Annotated in this window: 15 protein-coding genes; 3 read left to right on the top strand and 12 right to left on the bottom strand. The window is 48.3% G+C overall.

Annotated elements, in window-relative coordinates; translation table 11 throughout:
• Positions 1-9: 9 nt before the first annotated feature.
• The 3 genes from IXB50_RS08875 to IXB50_RS08865 are packed head-to-tail and all read right to left on the bottom strand — an operon-like array spanning position 10 to position 4,595.
• A complete protein-coding gene (locus IXB50_RS08875; RefSeq protein WP_215608603.1) occupies positions 10-2,058 on the bottom strand; it encodes a PAS domain-containing sensor histidine kinase in 2,049 nt (682 codons plus the stop codon).
• A gap of 54 nt (positions 2,059-2,112) precedes the next feature.
• Complete coding sequence (locus IXB50_RS08870; RefSeq protein WP_215608602.1) at positions 2,113-3,978, bottom strand: CheR family methyltransferase; 1,866 nt, start codon at positions 3,976-3,978, stop codon at positions 2,113-2,115.
• On the bottom strand, positions 3,978-4,595 hold the full coding sequence (locus tag IXB50_RS08865; RefSeq protein WP_215608676.1) for a chemotaxis protein CheB: 618 nt from the start codon (positions 4,593-4,595) through the stop codon (positions 3,978-3,980). The genes IXB50_RS08870 and IXB50_RS08865 overlap by 1 nt, the downstream gene beginning before the upstream one ends.
• Positions 4,596-4,965: 370 nt before the next feature.
• Here IXB50_RS08865 and IXB50_RS08860 point away from each other — a divergent pair, with 370 nt between their 5' ends.
• Positions 4,966-5,787, top strand: a complete 822-nt coding sequence (locus IXB50_RS08860; RefSeq protein ID WP_215608601.1) for a response regulator — start codon at positions 4,966-4,968, stop codon at positions 5,785-5,787.
• Between the two features lie 55 nt (positions 5,788-5,842).
• Here the strand turns inward: IXB50_RS08860 and IXB50_RS08855 are convergent, their stop codons facing one another.
• The 9 genes from IXB50_RS08855 to IXB50_RS08815 form a co-directional block, all read right to left on the bottom strand.
• On the bottom strand, positions 5,843-6,967 hold the full coding sequence (locus IXB50_RS08855; protein WP_215608600.1) for a glycosyltransferase family 2 protein: 1,125 nt from the start codon (positions 6,965-6,967) through the stop codon (positions 5,843-5,845).
• A gap of 179 nt (positions 6,968-7,146) precedes the next feature.
• A complete protein-coding gene (locus tag IXB50_RS08850; protein ID WP_215608599.1) occupies positions 7,147-8,307 on the bottom strand; it encodes a glycosyltransferase family 2 protein in 1,161 nt (386 codons plus the stop codon).
• Between the two features lie 684 nt (positions 8,308-8,991).
• Positions 8,992-10,083, bottom strand: coding sequence for a histidine phosphatase family protein (locus tag IXB50_RS08845; protein WP_215608598.1), 1,092 nt, complete (start codon positions 10,081-10,083; stop codon positions 8,992-8,994).
• Positions 10,073-11,911, bottom strand: coding sequence for an ABC transporter ATP-binding protein (locus tag IXB50_RS08840; RefSeq protein ID WP_215608597.1), 1,839 nt, complete (start codon positions 11,909-11,911; stop codon positions 10,073-10,075). Before IXB50_RS08840 ends, IXB50_RS08845 begins: the two co-directional genes overlap by 11 nt.
• 612 nt (positions 11,912-12,523) lie before the next feature.
• The gene (locus IXB50_RS08835) at positions 12,524-13,609 is read right to left on the bottom strand and encodes a glycosyltransferase family 2 protein (RefSeq protein WP_215608596.1); all 1,086 of its coding nucleotides are present in this window, start codon (positions 13,607-13,609) and stop codon (positions 12,524-12,526) included.
• 23 nt (positions 13,610-13,632) lie between these two features.
• Entirely contained in the window at positions 13,633-14,835 is a 1,203-nt protein-coding gene (locus tag IXB50_RS08830; RefSeq protein ID WP_215608595.1) for a glycosyltransferase, read from the bottom strand.
• Between the two features lie 55 nt (positions 14,836-14,890).
• A complete protein-coding gene (locus IXB50_RS08825) occupies positions 14,891-16,051 on the bottom strand; it encodes a glycosyltransferase family protein (protein ID WP_215608594.1) in 1,161 nt (386 codons plus the stop codon).
• Between the two features lie 123 nt (positions 16,052-16,174).
• On the bottom strand, positions 16,175-17,464 hold the full coding sequence (locus IXB50_RS08820; protein WP_215608593.1) for a glycosyltransferase: 1,290 nt from the start codon (positions 17,462-17,464) through the stop codon (positions 16,175-16,177).
• Complete coding sequence (locus IXB50_RS08815) at positions 17,452-18,672, bottom strand: glycosyltransferase family protein (protein WP_215608592.1); 1,221 nt, start codon at positions 18,670-18,672, stop codon at positions 17,452-17,454. Before IXB50_RS08815 ends, IXB50_RS08820 begins: the two co-directional genes overlap by 13 nt.
• 564 nt (positions 18,673-19,236) lie before the next feature.
• Here IXB50_RS08815 and IXB50_RS08810 point away from each other — a divergent pair.
• Both IXB50_RS08810 and IXB50_RS08805 read left to right on the top strand, forming a co-directional pair.
• Positions 19,237-20,628, top strand: coding sequence for a sensor histidine kinase (locus IXB50_RS08810; protein WP_246564296.1), 1,392 nt, complete (start codon positions 19,237-19,239; stop codon positions 20,626-20,628).
• Positions 20,625-21,293: a response regulator transcription factor gene (locus IXB50_RS08805; protein ID WP_215608590.1), complete on the top strand. Its 669-nt coding sequence runs from the start codon at positions 20,625-20,627 to the stop codon at positions 21,291-21,293. Before IXB50_RS08810 ends, IXB50_RS08805 begins: the two co-directional genes overlap by 4 nt.
• Positions 21,294-21,372: the final 79 nt, after the last annotated feature.

Below are 21,372 nucleotides of genomic sequence, written 5' to 3'. Positions count from 1 at the left end.
TGATAAATTTTATGGTTGATAGCCTTTGCGGGGCAAGGTAAATGACACGGTGGTGCCATAGTCTAATGTGCTCTCTACTCGCATAGTGCCTCCATGCTGCTCGATAATAGTGCGACAAATGGCCAGCCCTAATCCCACGCCACCCCGACTACGAGAATCGGATACGTCAAGTTGATGAAAGGCCTCAAAAATACGCTCTAGATTCTCTTCTGGCATGCCTTGGCCTTGATCGCGTACCTGGAATCTAACATGGGGGGAGGAGGGGGGGAGGTTGGCATTTACAGCTTTTCCGGCTGTTATCCACACGGTGCTGCCGGTAGGAGAGAATTTAATGGCATTGCTAATCAGATTGGCAAGTACTTGGACAATGCGATCGCAATCTGCCCAGACAGCCACCTCACAAGGGGCGGTCTTCAAGGTAATGTTATGTTCCTGGGCCATGACCTGTAGCGTATCGATGGCGCTTTTAATTAAGTCAGCTGCCTGGCAGACTTGGGGATTGAGTGGCACATTACCCAGCTTAATTTGTTGCAAATCGAGCAAATCATCGATCAAACACACCATGCGTTCAGCACTTCTATCAGCCACGGCCAGCAAATCTTGACCGTCTGCCGAAAGTGGATCGACCTCCCCGTGGGTGAGTAACCTGAGGGCTCCATGGATGGAGGTTAAGGGTATGCGCAGTTCATGGCTAACAATGGAGATCAGCTGATCTTTTTGATCTTCTAGCGCTTTGCGATCGCTAATATCATTAATCAATACAAAGAATCCATTGATATGCCCTGCGGTTGTTCGATCAGGCACAAACGTGGCACTGATCCAAAACGGAGGCTGGTTGGGCCACATCAGCTCCTGCTCAAAGGTGACATACTCTCCTGACAGCGCTTCTTCCACCGGAAATCTAATCTGCCGATAGGCATCTGGACCCAGGGCTTCCCATAGATACAGCCCGACGATACCTGTGCTGGGTATCCCTAACCATTGCTCATGGGTGCGATTGGCATAGACAACCTCTTGCTTGCTATTGATATAAGCCAGGAGTACGGGCAGGGCATCGGTCACCAAGCGCAGTTGGGCTTCACGCTGCCGCAAGTCCTCCTCGGCTTGCTTTTGGTCTGTGATATCTCGCCCCGCTGATTGAAATTGGAAAAAATCACCTTTATCATCAAACAAAGCACGATGGACCCACGACTGCCAGCGCAGCTCCCCACCCGGTAGGACTACCCGATGCTCCAGCGTGATCACTGGATTGACCCGATCAAGGGCTGCTAATTGCTGCAGCACCATTTCTCTATCGGCTTCTGCCACTTGATCCAAAAAACTGGTGCCCATTACATGCATAGGGGAGCGGTCAAAATAATAACAAAATGCCTGATTGGCAAAGGTAATGCGGGCATCGGCCAATGAACGACAGATCAACTCGGTCTGGTCTTCAACAATGGCTCGGTATTGGGCTTCACTTTCTTCGAGGGCAATGGCTGCCTGGCGTTGCTGGGTCAGATCTCGAAACAGCCAACGAAACCCCAATAGCTGAGATTGATGATCTCTGATGGGGGCAATGGTGAAAGACGCATGTATAGACTGTCGTTTATACGAATGCAGACATAGATCGAGATTTTGAAAAGTTTCGCCTTGTTGCAATCGGGTAAGTAATGTATAAAACCGCTGGCTATCAGCTTGGGCAACCAATGCCCCTAGGGGCTTACCAATGAGCAACCGTTGATGTCGAGCGAGCAGAGTGACCGCAGTCTGATTGATTTGCTCGATTATTCCCTGGGTATTGGTGACGATATAGCCCTCGGGGGCCAGATCAAATAGATCAAAATATTGCTGGCGCTCTGTGATGATAGTCACATGAGCAGTTTGCAGGTAGTCATGTTGCTCAGCTAGCTCTTCTGAGAGGACATGCACCTCTTCCAGGGCATTAGCCAGTTCATCCAATGTGTCGGTAAGGATGTCTTGGGGCAGAGCGCCTTGTTCCGTTTGCTGAGCCAACCCCGCTAATCGTTGTCGTGCTTTTTCAAACTTCTTGTCAAAAATATCCAAGTATAGTGTCATATGCTACAACTCACGCCCTAAAGCTAAGGATTTGACCAGGTTAATTGTGGGTACTCATGAATTGATTGACGTATCTGCTTCCATCAACAGGATTACCCCTTGACGTTCATTGTCTATACCAATGAGGGGGGTACAGGCGACTCGACAGGTAAAGGCCTGTCCACGGCGGTTGATGGTTTCGAGCACCACTTCCACCCGATTTTCACCATTGAGGCAGGCGCGGATCGCTTCGCGGAGCTGATCGACGGGTAGGCCAATGTCCAAATTCCAAAAGGACTTTCCTTCGACTTCTTCGGAGCGCAGCCCCCAAAAGTCCTCGGTTTCCTGGTTCCAGGTGAGGATGTTAAATTGTCGATCGAGCACTGCAACACCGGCCTTGATGCTGGCCAAAATTGAGTTTAGATAGGCATTGGCCTGGTTGGCCTCGCTGGTGCGCAGACGTAGTTCATCGTTGATAGTTTGCAGTTCCTCGTTGGTGGACTGGAGTTCTTCGTTCATGGTTTCCAGTTCTTCGTTGGTGGACTGGAGTTCCTCGTTGGTGGTCTCCAATTCTTCGTTGGTGGATTGGAGCTCTTCGTTGGTGGTCTCTAGTTCTTCGTTACTGGACTGGAGCTCTTCGTTGGCCGTTTCTAGATCCTGGTTCGAGCGTTGTACTTCAGTCTGTAGCTCATGGTAGCGGGTGACATCGGTAAAGGAAATGCTAACGCCGATCAGCTCGCTGCCGTTTTCTCGCAGGGGTATGAGCTGCACGTCTAAAAATTGGGTGCTCCCATCCGGCAAGGTCCGTGGCACATCTTTAAGCACGCTGGACTGCTGCTCATTGTAAACCTGCTCAATCAGGGATCGTAGTTCTAAGGGACGATAGGAAATTTCTAGATCTTGCAGGGGCTTCCCCAGGTCTTGGAGGCTAATGCCAAAGGTGCTCCGAGCCAGATGATTGGCCATCATCAGATGGCCTTTAAAGTCCACAACGATCTGGGCAATAGTGCTGACGTTAAAGGCAGCATCCCTTAACCGGACCTGTACGGCCAAGCGGCTGCCAGCTTCTTGATCGCCGCTCTGGGCGAGTACGAAGAGACGATCACGCATGGTCGAGCTAGAGACTTTACTAAAAATTCGATGCTGCAGATTGATCGGTGTAAACAAATTGGCATGGGTGAGTAGCATTTCTGCTTTACCTAAAAATATCGCTCCGTTTGGGTTAAGGGCAAAGTGAAATCGAGCCAAAATGCGACCCTGGATTTCGGAATTGAAATACATCAGGGTATTGCGACAAACCATTAAATCGAGGCGAGAAATGGGAGCATCTTGCACCAGGTCATGACGGCCAAAAATCACGCTCCGGCGCAGATCGGCCCGAAAGACATAGCTTTCTGCCAGGGGCTCAAAGTATTTATCTCGTAAGGCTTGGGGGATCACCTCGATGTCTTGAAGACGATAGCTAGCGTGACGAGCTTCTGCCAGGGCTTCTTCATCAACATCGGTGGCGTAGATCTTGACCCGCTGACGAAACTGCACTGGACCCAGTAATTCGGCCAGGATCATGGCCAGGGTATAGGCCTCCTCGCCGGAAGCACAGCCTGCGCTCCAGAGGCGGATGGGCTCATCGGCTGCTTTTTTACTGAGGATGGTGGGTAAGACCTCATGCCACAGATAGTCCCAGGCAGGTTGATCTCGAAAAAATGAGGTGACATTGATCAAGATGGTATTAAAGAGGGGCGTGAATTCCTCAGGATGCACCTCCAGATAGTCGAGGTATTCGCCAAAGGTATCAATACTATGGGTGTGCATTTGCTTGGTGAACCGCCGCTGCAGAGACGAGCGCTTATACCCGGTAAAATCAAACCCGCGTGTGCGTCTCAGAAATTCTAAGAGGTCTTCAAAGATTTGGACTTCGTCCTGAGCATTCTGAGGGGGCATTATGGGTCTCCGGTTGTCACCAGGGTAATCAACGCAGGGGCAATTTCAGGTAACGGTAACACGAAGTCCACTGCTCCTGTACGTATGGCCGTCAGAGGCATCCCTGAAAATTTGGCAGTGTTTTGATCTTCAGCAATCACGGTGCCGCCCATTTCTTTAATGGCTTTCACTCCCATGCCGCCATCATTGCCAGTGCCGGTTAAAACAATGGCAATAGCCCGGTCTTTGTAACTGGCCGCCACCGAGTCAAACAGGAGATCGGCTGAGGGTCGGACAAAGTGAACCAGCTCTGTCTGAGTCAGGGATAAGGTGCCGTCTGGATTGACGAGTAAATGTCGATTTGGTGGGGCGATGTAGACGTTGCCCGGTTGCAAGTGATCGTCTATGTCAGCTTGTTTAACAGATAAAGTTGTGCGGCGGTTCAGGATATCGGCCATCAGGGAGCGATGACGGGGGTCTAGATGCTGGACGACGACAATGGCAGTGGGAAAGTTGACCGGTAGCCCGCCCAGAACCGTACTAAGGGCGTTGAGACCTCCGGCTGAGGTTGCGATCGCAATAATCTCAAACGCCGCTTTCTTCGATTCAGCTTGGTCATTAAGATTAATCACACCCATAGTTACAAAACGTTTCAATTGAGACGTTTTAAGAAAGAAAAATGAGTTAAGTACGGTGGTCTAAACCCTGAACCCCAATAGTTACTCTTCTATTGTGAAACCCTAATTGTAATTGAGCGTTAAATTAGGTGGCATCTTAACCTTTGACATTCAATGGATTGAATGAAGATTCAGGACACTGCCATAGGCGAGAAAAAGGAGAAAGACGAATAGTAGCTGATTCTACCTGGAGAAGTTAGTATTAGAGCTATCGTCATTAGGGTTAGCTTGCTCATTATCCATCCCCTAAGTGTTTAACCTGGGCTGAGCAAAAATATAAAAGAAAGATGAATCTGTTCTTGACTTGATAAGAGCTAAGGATTTCTTTTTCATGACTAAACTGTTATTGATATCCAATGAACAGAGTTGTCAGAGGCTGCAGCAAGAATTTGAGGGCGATGGCTATGAGGCGGTGACGGCCAATCGAGGAGATGAAGGGCTGATACTAGCAACTGCCGCATCTCCAGATCTGATTTTGCTCGATATGGATGTGCCAATAGTCAATGGCTGGCAAGTCATTAAGGTGCTTAAAAAAGCTAGAGCTACAGGGTTAATACCCGTTATTGCGATCGCAAATCGCACCATAGATGGACAACTGTTGCGACAGGCTGGGTTTGATACCTATGTCCGGAAGCCTGTGTCTGTCAGAACTCTTTTTCAGAGAATTGAAACTCTACTGGATAATGTCTCTGTCGTCCGCAAAATGCCGTCTAAGCTGTCGGCTTTCAGTGTAGCCTCCATGGAGCAAGCGATCACGCCTCCACAACAACAGTTTGGTCATACCACGGTAGTTTATGTGGATGATCGCCCAACTCATCGTCAAGCCATGGTCGAGATTATTAGCAGGGCTGGTTACAACTGCGTTCGCATTCCTGATGCCTTACAAGACCTATCACAGCTGTTAGAACTTAGGCCCCAACTTATTTTCATAGATTTAATAATGCCCATGGCTAACAGCTATGGGCTATGTGCCCAGATTCGACAGATGTCTGCTTTCAAAGAGACTCCGATTATCATCGTGGCGGATAATGACAATATTACCGAGCGGGTACGGGCTAGAGTAGCTGGCACATCGGGCTTTATCCGCAAAACGGATAAAGCCCAGTACATCTTGGAGGTGCTCATTAAATATTTGCACCTCTCTCTCAAATAATCCTGAAGTGATTCCTAATCATTTCAATCTCTGAATTTAGCAAATAATGTTCCAATCAATACTGTGGCCAGACAGATATTTTGCGACCTAATCGTTTAGCCCCTAATCGTTTAGCCCCTAGTTGTTGAGTCTCTAATCGTTTAGTTGCCAACTGTCTGGACCGTCGCTTATAGCGATCTGTAATGTATTGGTTAAGCCATTGCTCTAAACGAATTGCCAGTTTCTCCAATACGCGCACTCGACGTCCTGCCGTCAATCGACGTAACAACGGCAACAACAGGAGCTGATGACGCTGATGTCCCAACTGCTGAAACCGCTTCATAAAGTCCCGATCCATATCCAGCCCCCACTTCTTCTGAAAATGGATAAGACTCTCAGCTTCCCAAGCATCGCTCCAGCGCAGCATAAAATAAATCAAATCCGACCAGCGGCGAGGCATCTCAGGGACATAGGTCACTACCGCCGCAGGTTCACAATAAATCTTTCCACCAGCCTGGGCTACGCTAAGACAAAAATCAAGGTTCTCTTGGGTATTTAGTAGCTTTTCATCAAAAGGACCAATCTGCTCAAAAATATCTCGCTTGACCAGCATGCAACTCAGCTCGGCATAGTCACAGGCCCGTTGCTGTAACTGATGCTTCAACATAGTTGCTGAACGATTTACCAGATGACATTTCTTGTAAAGACGACGATGCTCATACGGCCCATCTGTCTCTAAGAAAATTCTGATCTCACCTCCTGCCATCAGAATTCTCTCATGTAAAGGCTTACCGACGCATAGGAGAGGAGATACTACTGTGGCATCCGTTTCCTGGGCACATTTCCATAGCTTTTCTAGCCAGCCAGGAGAAACATGAATGTCATTGTCGATAAATAGGACATAGTCTGTCGTAGCATAACTTAGAGCTATATTACGCACCTGGTTAGGAGATAAAAAACGAGGGACGCGCAATAGTGTAAAATCTCTTTCTGCTGCTGATCGAGCTAGATAATGCCGAAGATACTGAGGAGAGTTGACATCAATATAGACAAGCTCAAACGGTATTTTTGTATGTCTGTAGATACTTTCCAGGGATGGTTGGACGTAGCTAAAACGCTCTCGTGGTGCTACGATAAGGGTAATAGAAGGTAGAAGAGACGTCTTGGTGGTAGTGCGTTTGGTGATAGTTTGAGTTTGCATTTCAAATTTGTTGAAAAAGTATTAAAGTCACCGATGAATAGATGCTCGCTGTTGGTTATTTCGAGTGAGCACTGAGAAATAGAACCGGAGAGAGTAGGCAGCCCCTCTCCTGGCTACTTGTTATTGATGGCGATGGGCTTGTCTACAAAAAACAATTGATCGATTATCTCGGTAGCCCACTAGTGAGACATCAGATGAGTTGGAGATATCTGAGCGGAAGCGTTGCGACGAATAAGACGTTGAAGCCTTTGTCTAATTGAAGATTGGCGATTAGCGGGTACACGAGTAGGCACGAACTTCCTAATGGTGTCATTCATTAGCTGGGCATGACGGTCTGTGATGATCTGGTTAAGTCGTCGTTCTAGGTCAATGGTAAGTTTCTCTAACCAGAGTGCCGTATTCTTCCTCATGAGTTGACGGAGTAAAGGATATAAGAATACCTGACGACGACGATAACCCAGCTGTTTGTATCGTTGCAAAAAATATTGATCCATATCCAAGTCCCACTTTTGTTGAAAGTGCATCAGACTCTCGACTTCCCAAGCATCGCTCCAGCGCAGCATAAAGTAAGCTAAATCTGACCAATGACGGGGTGCCTGTGGAACATAGGTGACAACTGAGCTCGTCTCGCAGAACATGCGCCCACCGATGCGGTTAATGGTGAGACAAAAGTCCATGTCCTCTTGGGTGCTCAACAGTCTTTCATCCAAGTATCCAATTTGATCGAAGACGTCTCGTTTAATCAGTATGCAGTGCAATTCTGCAAATTCGCAGGCGCGTCTATAGAGCTGATGTTTTATACTTTTTGCCGAACGATTGGCGAGAAAGCGTTTTTCATAAAGACGACGGCGGATCTGGTTGTCTTTAACATCCATAAAAATTCTGGCTTCGCCGCCAGCTATATGAATGCGATCATGCAATGGACTACTGCCAATACACGTAAGCGGACAGACAACCGTAGCATCCGTTTCTTGCGCACATTGCCAAAGTTTTTCTAGCCAACCACTAGAGACATGAATATCATTGTCCATGAAGACGACATAATCTGTCGTAACTTGGCTCAAACCCAGGTTGCGAGACTGATTTGGTGTAAGAAAATGATCAGAACGTACTACCGTAAAACCTAGTTTAGCAGCTGCTCGGGTTAGATATTTTTGAATATGTTTTGGTGAGCCAGCATCCACATACACTAGCTCAAATGGAACGTTAGTATGTTTATAGATACTATCTAGAGATTGTTGTGTATAGCTAAAACAATCTCTAGACGACACCACAATGGTAATGGATGGCTTTAATTTTGCTTGGGGTGTGGCATGGGTGGGGAGAAGTGTGGTGGTCATGGGAACTATCCAAAATTTGGAAGCGAGGACAATGGGATAGTAGCGGTCAGTATTGACCGTGGACCTGGGTCCAGATGCGCTTTTGAATTTTCCCTGATGGACCATTAACTCAGATTTCCTGAGAAAATGTAGCTTGCTAGTTCAATACTGCAGTCGTGACATTGATTGACACTACTTAGAACTATGAGAAACTCAACTAAGAGTGTAATAAAGTAAAAATGAGATTATTTTCATGAGTACCAGCTATTTATAGCTGGGATGAATAAGTAGCCTGGATTTGGCTGTGGAGGCATTGCAGCAATCTGTGGCTATCTAGACAAAATCATACGCTAGTTCTAATCAAGAAAACTCAGTATAAATGGCGATCTTTTATAATGCCTCTAAAAATGGGGCTTTTGACCCTATTTCAAATCATATTGATGAATATATAGGCGTTTTGTTGAGGCTTGGCTGAGTGAGCGCCGATGTAGTCTTCTACGTATTGGGTGCCGTATTTTTACTGGTAGTGTGAAACCCCTAAAACCTAAAGCGTTAGAGGCTTCAGAAATTTTTTGAAGGACGAAATATCCTGCTGGCTAACCTATGCTGATAGAGGTAGATTGTTGGTTTGACAATAGTTTTATACCAGTCGATAAACTTGGGGAGACCTAAAATCGCATCAGTTCCACTGGACAGTGCCATAGGTTAGATATTAATCGCTTGGACAACGGGACGATGGCTTTGGGGATAGTGAATAACGCTGAGCTGGCCAGGTTTAATGGAGAGTTTTTCCCCTTGGTAGGGACGACCACCTAGGGTTTGCATCAGTAGGGTTTGGATGCTAGGGGTGGGTGTGATCGCAAGCCCAGTCATCAGCTCCTGAGTCGAGCCAAAAAACTCAGTCCCCCCCTGGTGCCAATCTTGCAGAAAGTCGTCGCGCTCATCCGCAAACTGAGTAATGCTCGGATGATATCGCAGTAAGGTATGCAACCATTGCTGACCGGCCGTAACTGAAAGACAAAAGTCTAACTTAATGGCAGCTAGGCGATGGGCCAGCTGTTTACAGGCGACAGAGGTAAGACTATCCTCTGGCAATAACAATAACCGCAGCCCCTGTTTTCCGGCCTTGAGTTTGGGTAGGATTTCCTTGATTACGGTGGTTTGGTTGAGCTGGTTGAGCGTTACACCATGTCCTGAGAACTCCAATACACTAATGCCGCAATTGGACTGTTGCAAACGGTGATGATGTTTTGGCCGTAGGTCCAAGGCGGTACTAATCAGAGCGTGATTTGTGCCACCATGACTAACGATGAGTACCGTTTTGCCTGAATAGTGAGGTAGGCTGTGGGTCCAAAACCTTTGGGCTCGTTCATAGAGATCGTTGACCGGAAAATGATAATTGCTATCAGAATATGGCAGTTTAAACTCCTCAGGACGCTGCTGCCAGCAGTCATAGATGTCTTTATGGTGGTGACGCACATGCTCATAGGTGAGTCCTTCCCACACAGACAGATCGATTTCCCGAAGATCGTTGCTCACGGTAATGGGTTTAGGCCGTTTATCGGCCATCGCTTTAAGAATTTCTCCAGCCGTTTGTTTTGCCCGTAATAAAGGGCTGGTATACACGGCATCAATAGCGATACTTTTTAGATATTGCCCCACTTGACGAGCCGTTTTGATCCCTGTTGGGGTAAGCACTGCCTGATCGGAGCTGCCCTGGTAACGGCCTTGATCGTTAAAGGTGCTACGCCCATGACGAACCAGGATAATACGACTGGGTGGTCGATCAGTTCGCATAGCTTTTTTCTGACAAATAACGACCGGATTGCAGGTGATACATCTGAGCATAACGGCCCGCCTCAACCATGAGCTGGTCATGGGTGCCCCGTTCTAAAATGCGCCCTTGTTCGATATAGAGAATCTGGTCCGCGTGCTGAACGGTACTGAGATGATGGGAGATCCAGAAGCTGGTTTTACCCTGGGTAAGTCGGTTAAGGGCATCGCTGACAAGGGCTGCGCTAGTGCTGTCCAGACCGCTAGTAGGTTCATCGAGAATGATAATGGGAGCTTTGCGGATAGCAGCACGGGCAATGGCGACACGCTGTCGTTGACCACCGGAAAGGGTGGCTCCTCGCTCTCCCAAAATGGTGTCGTACCCCTGGGGTAGCTCCATAATAAAATCATGGGCATTGGCCAAACGGGCGGCGGCCTCAACCTCAGCATCGCTGGCTCCGAGAGCACCATAGGCAATGTTGTCACGGACGCTGGTGGCAAACAGAACACTATCCTGGAGAACAATACTAATCTGTTGCCTTAGAGATGCCAGAGTATATGCTCGCAAATCATGACCGTCGATCTGTACCCCACCCTCGATGGGGTCATAAAATCTCAGCAGCAAGCTGATTAGGGTAGATTTCCCCCCACCAGATGGGCCAACAATGGCCACCTGTTCTCCTGGTTTGGCAGCAAAGGTGAGATTGCGCAGAATCCCTTTGGCTGGGTCATAGGCAAACGTAACCCCCTGGCAATGAACATCGCCACGGAATGCGGGAGCGGATCTGGCTCCCTTCAGATCGCGGACATCCGGTACTGTATCGAGCAGTGCAATCACTCGTTCTCCCGAGGCGATGGCCTTAGCAATCTGTCCGGTATATTTAGCCAGCTGTCGCATGGGCTTAAATGCCACTTTGAGATAGGTGAGAAACACGAGCAAGTCTCCCGGTGTCGCATTTCCAGCCAGCACAAGCTGTACACCGCGCCAGAGGACGAGGGCCTGTACGATGACAACCAGACTCTCCACTAGACGTTCCTGTCCAGCACGTAACCGCTGGGTTTCGGCACTCTCCTTTAGACTTTTACGATTGTTTTTAGCAAAGGTCTGTCCTAGAAAATCTTGTAAGGATAAAGCCTGTACGACTTTGATTGCGCCGATGGCTTCGGCAGCCGATGCGGCCATGGCTCCTTCTCGTTGGCGCTGGGTGCGGGCCACCTTGTGGATTTTTTTCGACATGGTGGTGGTGGTGAAGATGAAGAGAGGTAGGATTGCGATCGCAATCAATGCCAATTCCCAATTGAGCCAAAACATCACCCCCACCATGCCGATCAGCGTCAGGAAGTGAGTGACTAACGGCAGTGCTGCCACCACTGTAACCTCTCGCAACCGCTCAATATCGTAGGTGACACGGGTAATCAGGTCACCACTTTTTGCCTGACTATGAAACGACAGTGACAGTGCTTGAATATGGTTATACAACTGACCCCGAATATCAGCCATCACATGGGTGGCAGCGACAGCCATACCCACAGTACTCAAGTAAGCGGCGGCACCCCGTCCGGTTGCAATCACGATCAAAGCGGCTGAAAGTATGGTTAGCACTAAGATGGGTGAGACGTTAGCTAGAGCTTCGATATTGTGACCGTGGATATTAAACCCGGCGGGTAGGATGACTCGGTCAAACATGAGTTTGAGGGGCCAGGGTTCTAGCAGACGGAGACCGGTTTCTGCCAGTAGGGCGAAGAATGCGCCAGTGAGTAAACGAGACTGTTTGCGGATATGGGGCCAAAAGCGTTGGGCAATTGGTTTTAGACTGGGTAGGGATGACCGAAAAGATTTTCGTTTAGCCATAGTGGTGGATGATGTAGTTCCTCTCTTTTTGCTAGGGGTTTTCTATGGAGACCTAGTGGGAGATGTGATCGAAAATTTTGTTGGTCATATTTTTTAAGTGTTGGTTAGGGGTGGAAGTGGGTTGCTCAGGGCTTTCCTCCCCGAACCCCTCCTGTTCGTGGGGGCCTCAACGCCCCCACACCCCCCGCACAAGAGGTTAGTTGGTTAACTGCCAAGAGTGTTGCACTGGCGGCTGGTGGGGTGTTACGCTGCTCCGCATTCGCTCCACACCGTAAAAGGGCAGTTATCGCGCTGTTCTTGGACTAAGTTTTCCTAAAAGACATTATTCAAGGTGAAATCGATAACTGATGCTTTTTTAATTTTCTGTGGCATGTCACAGAAAATTAAAACTCACCCCACCAATCACTTCTTTCTCATGCAACTTGGGATAACGTTATTATTTTTATGAGGGTTGTAGGGCGGCATCCCGCCCTGCCCAAGGGAAGCCCCGTATGCAATTGGGGACAACGTGACTACTTCCGGAAAGGGAACTCGGAGGGACCCCACGCAACCGCTAAAGCCTCTTAAGCAATACCCTAAAGCAAGGTAACCAACTTCTAGTAGAAAAAAAACTTACACCGAGCTCGGCACCTTACTCATCACCTGTTCCCCCCTAATCTCAAAACCCTCCCCATAAAGCCGCATATAACGCCCCGTAATCAACCGATTCAACCGCCGCTCCAACCCAATAACAAACTTCTCCAACCAAGGGATCATCCTCCCAAACGTCAACTTCCGCACCAACGGACGCAAAAAAGCATGATGTCGACGATGCCCCAAACGCTGATAGCGCTTCTTAAAATACTTACCCTGATCCAAATTCCATTTCTGCCTAAAATGCTTCAAACTCTTAATCTCCCACTCATCACTCCAACGCAGCATAAAGAAAGCCAAATCTGACCAACGATAGAGAATATCCGGTACATAAGTCACCACCGAATCAGGTTCACAATAAATCCTGCCGCCTGATTGACCCACATCCAAACAAAAATCAATATGCTCCCGCGTACTCAACAGCTTTTCATCTAAGGGTCCAAGCTGATTAAATACTGATCGCTTAACCAACATGCAGTGAAACTCTGCAAACTCGCAGGCCCGGCGCTGCAGCTGATCCTGAATCTCTGCTACTGCACAATTCACAAAATAGTGTTTCTCATGTACCCGACGACAGGCCTTGTTTCTCTTTAGCTCAGTAAAGATTCGCGCCTCCCCTCCAGCTAAATGAACCTTTTGGTGTAACGGTTTACCAATACAAGTCAGTGGACAGACAACAGCCGCATCCGTCGCTTGCGCACATTCCCACAGCTTCTCTAACCAGCCATAGGAAACATGAACATCATTATCAATGAATAAAACATAGTCCGTTTCAACCTGACCCAGGCCAAGGTTACGAGCCTGGTTGGGAGCCAGAAAATGGTCGGTACGTACCAGGGTAAAATCTCGTTCTGTTGCAGCCCCGCGCAAATAGTGCTGGACAGACCGAGGGGAGCCACCATCTACATACACCAGCTCAAATGGCATGTTCGTATACTGGTAAATGCTATCCAAGGACTGTTGGCTGTAGCTAAACCGTTCTCGTGGAACGACCACAATGGTAATCGCAGGCTGAGAGGTTGATTCTGCTGGTGTTGTGGGGACTGTAGGGATTGCAGAAGTCATGGTAAATCTCCTGAAACTAATTGCTAAGATAAAGATGAGAGAAGGGTAAACGGACTCGTCAAAACCTGTTGGTAAACCCTGGCCCAGTTTCGCTGTTCGACGATGGGCGAGAGTTCTTGACGGGCAGTTGCTTGGGCCGTTTGCCCCAATCGTTGACGGAGATCAGGGGATTGGGCCAGGGTGAGAATAGCGGCTTTGAGTTCAGCGCTAAAGCCGGGAGTCACGACCAGGCCGTTGCAGTTGTGGTCCAAAATTTCACCAATGGCATCTACATTAGTGCCGACAATCGCTCGCCCTGCTAGCATTGCTTCGAGTAACGCATTGGGACAACCGTCGTGGAGAGATGGAATAGCATAGATATCCATATAGCGCAGATAGGCCATCCCTTCAGCCCGTGGCACCATACCTGTGATCACGATGTTATTTTCCATGCCCCTATCGTGGATAGCGGCTTCCCAATAGGGGCGTTCTCGCTCGGCAAAATCACCTACTAACAGCAGGGTGAGCGGCATAGTCTGCCTTAAATCGGCACAGGCCTCTAACAAATATTCCAGTCCTTTCTTGTCACGAAATCGACCAACTGAGCCAATGACTAATTCTTTCTTGAGCTGATTGGCCAAGGGTAAATGGGTGGGTAATGCAGAGAAATCTATCGGTTGAATCGAGTTCCAGAAAGCGCTAGACCTGGCCTTTAGCGTGGGGACAAGTACCTGGCCTCGTTTTTGCAGATCACGGCTGACAAACGTTACCCAGTCGGAGTTTTCTAAAATCCAGCTGATCTGACCGTGCTGTTTGGGGCTAAACACATGCTTATGCAGGTCGCTGCCACGCACGCTGTTGATAATGGGAATACCTTCTTCCTTCGCTAGCAGAGTGGTGATAAAGCCAGTCTCATTAATAAAGAAGGCATGGAAGAGATCGAACTGATGCTGATGGTGCAGTTGCTTGAGTTGAAAATAAATCTCGCTGCGGTAGTCCTGCAAGATTGGCGCATTTGACCGACTAGCAGGGGTAAGACGATGCACCTGGATACCACCTTGGTCTGTGGTCCGGCAATCTGAACGATAGTAACCTTCTGCCTTACGCTGCTTGGAGTGGAATACGGCAATGTGAACTTCGTAGCCGATATCTTTAAGCAGGTTGGCAATGCGAGCGACGGACTCGCCAACGCCACCGACATCAGGGGGAAATTCGAGAGTGGTCATACAAACTTTAGACTGGGTCATGGGTTGGGAGAAAGTAACTGGACTGATAAAATTGTGTTGTGGTCTTTTTGGCAGTTCAAACAAGAATCTCTTGTTCCACAAGAGCCTTGACCCGCAGGACCGTAATCTCCACACCTCCGAGACAAAAAGACTGACGAGTGGGACGATGACCCAGGGCCTTAATGATTTCAAGTGAGAACAAAATTGGATCGAGATCGGTCGGATCAATCACTTTGACCATGCCAAGCCTTTCTAGCCGAGTAGAACGCAGTCTCTGTTCTTGGTCGTCATTACCGGTGAAAGGCAGCTGCATGGCACGAACGCCAGTTTGCAAAACATTGAGCGTGGTGTTATAGCCTGCCATACTAATGGACAGGTCAGCTTTGGCCATATAGCTGAGTAAATCAGGAGTATAGCGTTGTACTGTTAGATTTGAGCATTGCGTTGCTATGGCCTGTAGCTGGTTGAAAACCGCTTCCGGTGCAAACGGCCCTGTGAACATTTGGATGTGATGTTGGATTTTATCCTCTAGAAATTGACTGGCTTCGGCTACACAGTTCAACAATTCGTGACCAAAGCGACCACCACCAACGCTGACGAGAATCATGGGTGGATCTGCTTCGGTCCTGGGGGCAAATTTGCGATCCGCATCAGGTACGACATAGCCTGTATAGTGGACTTCACAGTTGAGATCTTGCACACGAGAAAAGCTGTTGTCTAGGGGTAAAAACTTAGGATCACCATGGATCAGTAGCTGATCAAAATAGCGATTCATTAGCTTACAAACTTTCGCTTCATGGCGGTCTTGATCTTGTTTGGTAACAACAATATCGCGCAGACTGCAGATGGTCTTAGCTCCATAGTCTTTTGCTCGCTCTAGTAAGGGGATCAGCTCAGGGGAAAAGCGACGACGACCAAAGGGGAAAAGCTCCACCATGACGACAGTGGGGCGGATGCGATCGCAAACCTCCAACAGCAGTTCCCGCCGGTATACCAACGCCGCATCCACATCGGCAAATCCCTCAGGCACCTGCAATTCTCGGAAATTTGAATCCGTCTTAATCGCTGGGAGATTAATGACTTCAATGCCTGCAGGAATCGGAAAGTCCTGAATCACTTCGCCACCATTGACAAAGTAAACTTTGAAATCTTGGGCCAAGCCACGCGCAATGGCCATACTACGGATCAAGTGACCAATACCCAGAATATGTTGACAGTAAAACAGTAGAGTCTTCATAGAGTGTTTTTTCGAAACATTGAATTGTGATGTTGAAGCAAAGGAATCATTTTCTCTAGACCTCTTTCCAGGGGACCCACCCCGGAGCCCCTCCCAGGAGGGGATGGATTTCGGCAGTGCAACTTAAGACACTGTCAGCTGCAGCAGATCGCCTAGCACCCTAGCCTGAGTCTGTGGTCTCATCGGCGGCTGTTTAACCGCCTTTAGCAGCCAGTCTTTCACCCGCCCCACATTGCTGGTCAGACCAAACTTATCCAACACAGTCAAGCGACCTGCTTCACCCAGGGTTATTCTGAGCTCAGGCTGACGGATCAATGCTTCCAAGGCCTGAGCCAATGCCAACTCATTCTTCTCAGGCACTAACACTCCGTTATAGTTAGACTCCACCAGCTCAGAAATGCCTGAGATATCGGTCGATACTACCGGCAGTTCCATAGCCATGGCTTCTAACAACACGTTGGGAATACCATCGCGATCGCCATCGTCGGTTACCAAACAGGGCAACACAAACAGATCTGCTTCTTGGTAATACTCAATTAGTTGATCCTGGGTGAGCTTGCCCACCAGAGTGATATGGTCAGTGAGACCCAAGTCGCTGATCTGTTGCCGAATGCAATCTCCCAGAGGGCCATAGCCGACAATGGCACAGTGGAAGGGCACACCTGTCTGTTTGAGTAAATGGCAGGCTTTTAACAGATAGGGAAAGCCCTTTTTCTCGCAGAAGCGACCCACGCTCAAAATTAAGGGAACTGCCGATGATTGAGATCTAAGGACGGGGCTAAAACGGATGATATCTAAGCCATGGTATGCCAGGTGAATGGGGGTATGAGATGTGGAAACCTGTTCCAGATAGCAACGGTTGTAGTCAGTGCAGGTGAGGACAAATTCCGCTTTGGCTATGCGGCGGTCAAGGGCGGCATTGTCACTGAGATAAATGTCTTTGGCATGGGCCGTAATACTATAGGACATCCCCGAAAAGGCTTGGGCGATCTCTGCCGTGACGGCGGGCACATTGGCAAAGTGGGCATGGAGGTGGGTAATGCCGAGTTGCTGCATGTGCCAAGCCAGATAGCCACCTTGCAAAAACTCATTGAGCCGTCGCTCTTCAGTACGGCTTAGATAAAACTGGAGCGCCTGCAGATAGGTCTTACTATCTTGGTTAAACAGATCGAGATGAGCATCAATTAACTGTTTTTCTTGGGTTGGGTCAAATTCAGGTAGTAGCGAGGGTAGATAGGTGACTGGAGCTTGGACCTGAGCTACATCGTCATGGGTGCAGTCTGCTGGAGGACACCTGAGAGAAAAGATATGGAGGTTGAGCCCCTGCCTTTCTAGTTCTAAAATCTCGTTGAGAATAAAGGTTTCCGATAGTTTAGGATAGGTCTTTAACAAGAATCCAATTAAAGGGCGCATGGCAGTTCGGCTAGATTACGGCTGGCTGTATAGGATGGGATTAGCGCCTGCATCAGCTGGGCAATGCGGGGTAACCCATCAAGGCGAAAACTGTTGATGGCGTAAGGTCTGCTAGTCAGTGCCTGATGCAGTGCGTGGGATAACGCTTGGGGGGTGAGTTGTTGGGGGTGGATAGCATAAAGAAGACCTCTATCAGCAAATCGTTTGGCTCGCATCCACTGTTCTTGCACTGGCCGGATGCGAGGGATGACAACGGCAGGTTTGCGCAGAGAGAGAATCTCACAGGTGGTGTTGTAGCCTGCCATGGCCACAACGGCATCGGCAGCATTGAGGTAGCTAATCAGGTCATCGCTAAACTCCAATAGTCGAATTGTGGCATAGGTGTCTACCTGAGCCTGAAACTGTTGTCTTTGTGCAGCAGGCATCTCTGGCCCCGAGATAATCACTGTCTTATGACCTGGTTTAGAGGCTGCGGTCTGTTGCCTTACACTCTCTAAATAGGTCTTGATCAACTGCTGTCCATCACCACCACCACCTGGGGTAACCACCACCAAACGTTCGTCTGAGGGCACTCCTAGCTGCTGACGTAATACAGGCCTAGGGATACGACCACAGCCTCGGCTGAGGTAACCACAGAACTTGACCTTGCGCCGCAGGGGCAGTGGAAAGTTGTACTCATCAGGTAGGTTAAAAATCTCGGGGGTACCCACTACCCACACTTGGTCATAATGTTCTTGGGTCAACTGATAGTAGTTATGGTTGCTCCACTGTTGAATAGTGGCGGCAGGAACATCAAGAATATCCCGCAGTAGTAATACCCGTTTTGTTTTAGGGCGGTTACGGCTGAGATAGCCCAGGGTTTCTTTCAGTTCATTGCGTAGACCTTGAGGCTTTTTATCAATCAGCAATACATCTGGCTGAAAGTGGGCCGCAGCGGTGAGAATCAGATGAGATCGTAACCGCACCAATGTCTCTGGCATACTCTTGAGATACCTGGCTTCCAGCTGACCAGACGGATCTCGCCCTAGACAGGGCAGCTTAATATAGTCGAGGCCCTCAGGCAGTCTGAGGGTGTGCAGGGCGGGGGAGCCTGACACCACCAGGATGGAGACATTAGGCAGGGTGCGCAGTAAATATTCACAGATTGTCAGCATCCGGCGAATATTACCCAGCCCAAAGGCATCGTGGGAATAGACCATTAGTTTCATGTCAGGATTTCCTTCTCCAGTAGTGCCAATGGACCGATGCCACTACTATCGTCAGCGTCATTAAAATTTGAATGAAGTATGGGTTAGAACGCTTTCATGAAAGCTAATTTAGAAAGTTCTTAGCCAAGATGAAATAACGTCTGATTTTATTGCCATGAGGGCAGATGAATGAATGCAATTAAAAATCTGAGAATAATTAGATGGTCTTAATTAGAAATCTTATTTTTCTTGAAATCCCGTGTTAGACAAGACATACAACCTTAAGTCGCAAGCATTTAAAATGTTCATATAAATACTTGTTGACTTGCTTTAAGAACAAGGAAAATAAGAGTTTTCTCATGCAGATTTATCCTTGAAAGGGATAAATTTTAATAATGATAGTCAGTTCCTAAAATGTCACAGCGATAGGGAGTCGCATGAGTCATAAACTTTTATTTTTTAGACAGTGTTGAATAATGTCATTTCGAGGATCAGCAACGTCCAAAATAAATTATTGGCAGGATGAAGCGTTCTAACCAAATCAGTTTTTTAAAAGAAGCACGAACAAAGATCTTCTTACTCTATATGGCTCTCATGCTAGCAGCCGTGGCTCTTTCTGTGCCTATCTTTCGGGCACTCTTATTCCGAGCGGTGGATGCCCGTGTCAATGAAAATCTCCTGGAAGAAGCCACAGAGTTTGACGATGTTTATAATCAGTGGCTGGCGTCTGATGATCCATCATTTGAGACCCTATCGGTTGCTGTCGATGAGTATGTGACTGGCGAATTACCAGAAGACGATAATTTTCTGATTGCTCTTTTAGATGGCCAGGTTTATCGTTCCAATCCCATTGTTTTACCCGATGCCATTAGGCCAGGCTCAGACCTTTTTGCCCACTGGATTCAGCTCGATGACGATACCCAAAGAAAAACTAATACAGGTGATCCGGCTGTGGGCAGGGTCATTTATATGGTCGATACGCTTGTGGTCGATGGTGTTACCCGTGGCCAGTTTATTATTGCCCACCTTTCGGCTGGGGAACGGCAGGAAGCACTGGCTGGCCTATATGTCTTTGCTGAAGTTGCGGGTGGCTTATTGGTAGTGGCATTTGCTGTGGCATGGGTGCTGACGGGTCGGCTATTGCAACCGGTTAAGGAGCTAGCAAAGACAGCCCGTAGGATTAATGAGACTGATTTGGAGAGTCGTATTGACGTTGGTGGAACAGGAGAATTAGCGGAGCTGGCTAATGCCTTCAATAACATGATGGATCGTCTGCAGAATGCGTTTAACAGTCAGCGTAATTTTATAAATGATGCCGGGCATGAATTGCGCACCCCGATTACCATCATGCAAGGTCACTTAGAGCTGATGGGCGATGACCCTGCTGAGCAGGCCGAAACGGTCGATTTGGTATTGGATGAGTTGGATCGTATGGGCCGCTTGGTGAATGATCTGATTCTGATTGTGAAGGCTGAGCATCCCAGCTTTCTGTGTTTAGAAACCGTTGATGTTGTTGCTTTTTGTACGGACTTGTTTACTAAGGCTCAAACCCTGGCAGATCGTGATTGGCAACTGCAGGTGGATACTCGCGCAAAAATAGTGGCTGATCCACACCGGTTGACAGGAGCCTTGCTGAATTTGCTCCAAAATGCGGCTCAACATACTCAAATGGGTGACCGTATTGAGCTAGGCTGTCGTGATGATAAGGACCAAGTGGAGTTTTGGGTCAAGGATACGGGAGAAGGTATCCCCATTGCTGAACAGATGCGGGTGTTTGAGCGCTTTGCCCGAGTACAACATACCCAACGTAAGTCCGGTGGGTCAGGTTTAGGGCTAGCCATTGTTCGTGCTATTGCCGAAGCCCACAACGGAAATATTGGATTATCGAGCCAGTCTGGGATTGGTTCTGTCTTTACCCTAAAGCTACCCATTGACCAATGGGTGCCTTTGCCAGCCTATCAGGAGAGTGATCGATGAAACGAATTTTGATTGCTGAGGATGAGTCACGAGTAGCCGCCTTCTTAGACAAGGGGTTGCAGGCGAATGGATTCATGACTGAAATCGCAACTACGGGGCTTGATGCCATTACCTATGCCCTGGATGGTGGTTTTGAGCTGATTGTGCTGGACTTGGGCTTGCCAGGAAAAGATGGCTTATCAGTGCTTGAGGAACTACGTGGTCAAGGTTGCCATATTCCCATTGTGATTTTGACGGCCCGTGACGGTATTAACGACAAGCTCACAGGTTTTGAACTGGGAGCCGACGACTATGTCACTAAGCCCTTCCGCTTTGAAGAACTGCTAGCTCGAATTCGGGCTCGGTTACGCACAGCAGTAACGACTGCAAACGAGCAAGATTGGCAGCTCAGTCACCGGAACGTGGTGTTAAATTTGCGCACGCGATTGGTCTATGCAGGAGAAAAAGTAATCGAGCTATCGGCCCGTGAGTTTACTCTGATAGAGACTTTTATGAGCCATCCAGGCCAGGTGCTGAGTCGTGAACAGTTGCTCGATCGGGTTTGGGGATATGATTATTCCCCTGGGTCTAATGTGGTGGATGTGTACGTGGGCTATCTGCGTAAAAAACTAGGCAGTGGCTTAATTGAAACTGTTCGGGGTATGGGATATCGTATGCCCTTTTAGACCCAGCCCTCTAAAGGTCATTTTAACTGTGTTTAATATTTGCGATATCCCTTTATCTATAAGCTTTTAAGCTGGCTAT

It is taken from the genome of Leptothoe spongobia TAU-MAC 1115, assembly GCF_018739885.1.
In the GTDB taxonomy this organism is placed as follows: Bacteria; Cyanobacteriota; Cyanobacteriia; order Phormidesmidales; family Phormidesmidaceae; genus Leptothoe; species Leptothoe spongobia.
The sequence above is the reverse complement of the archived record's forward strand: the minus strand, read 5'-3'. Positions and strand labels throughout refer to the sequence as shown.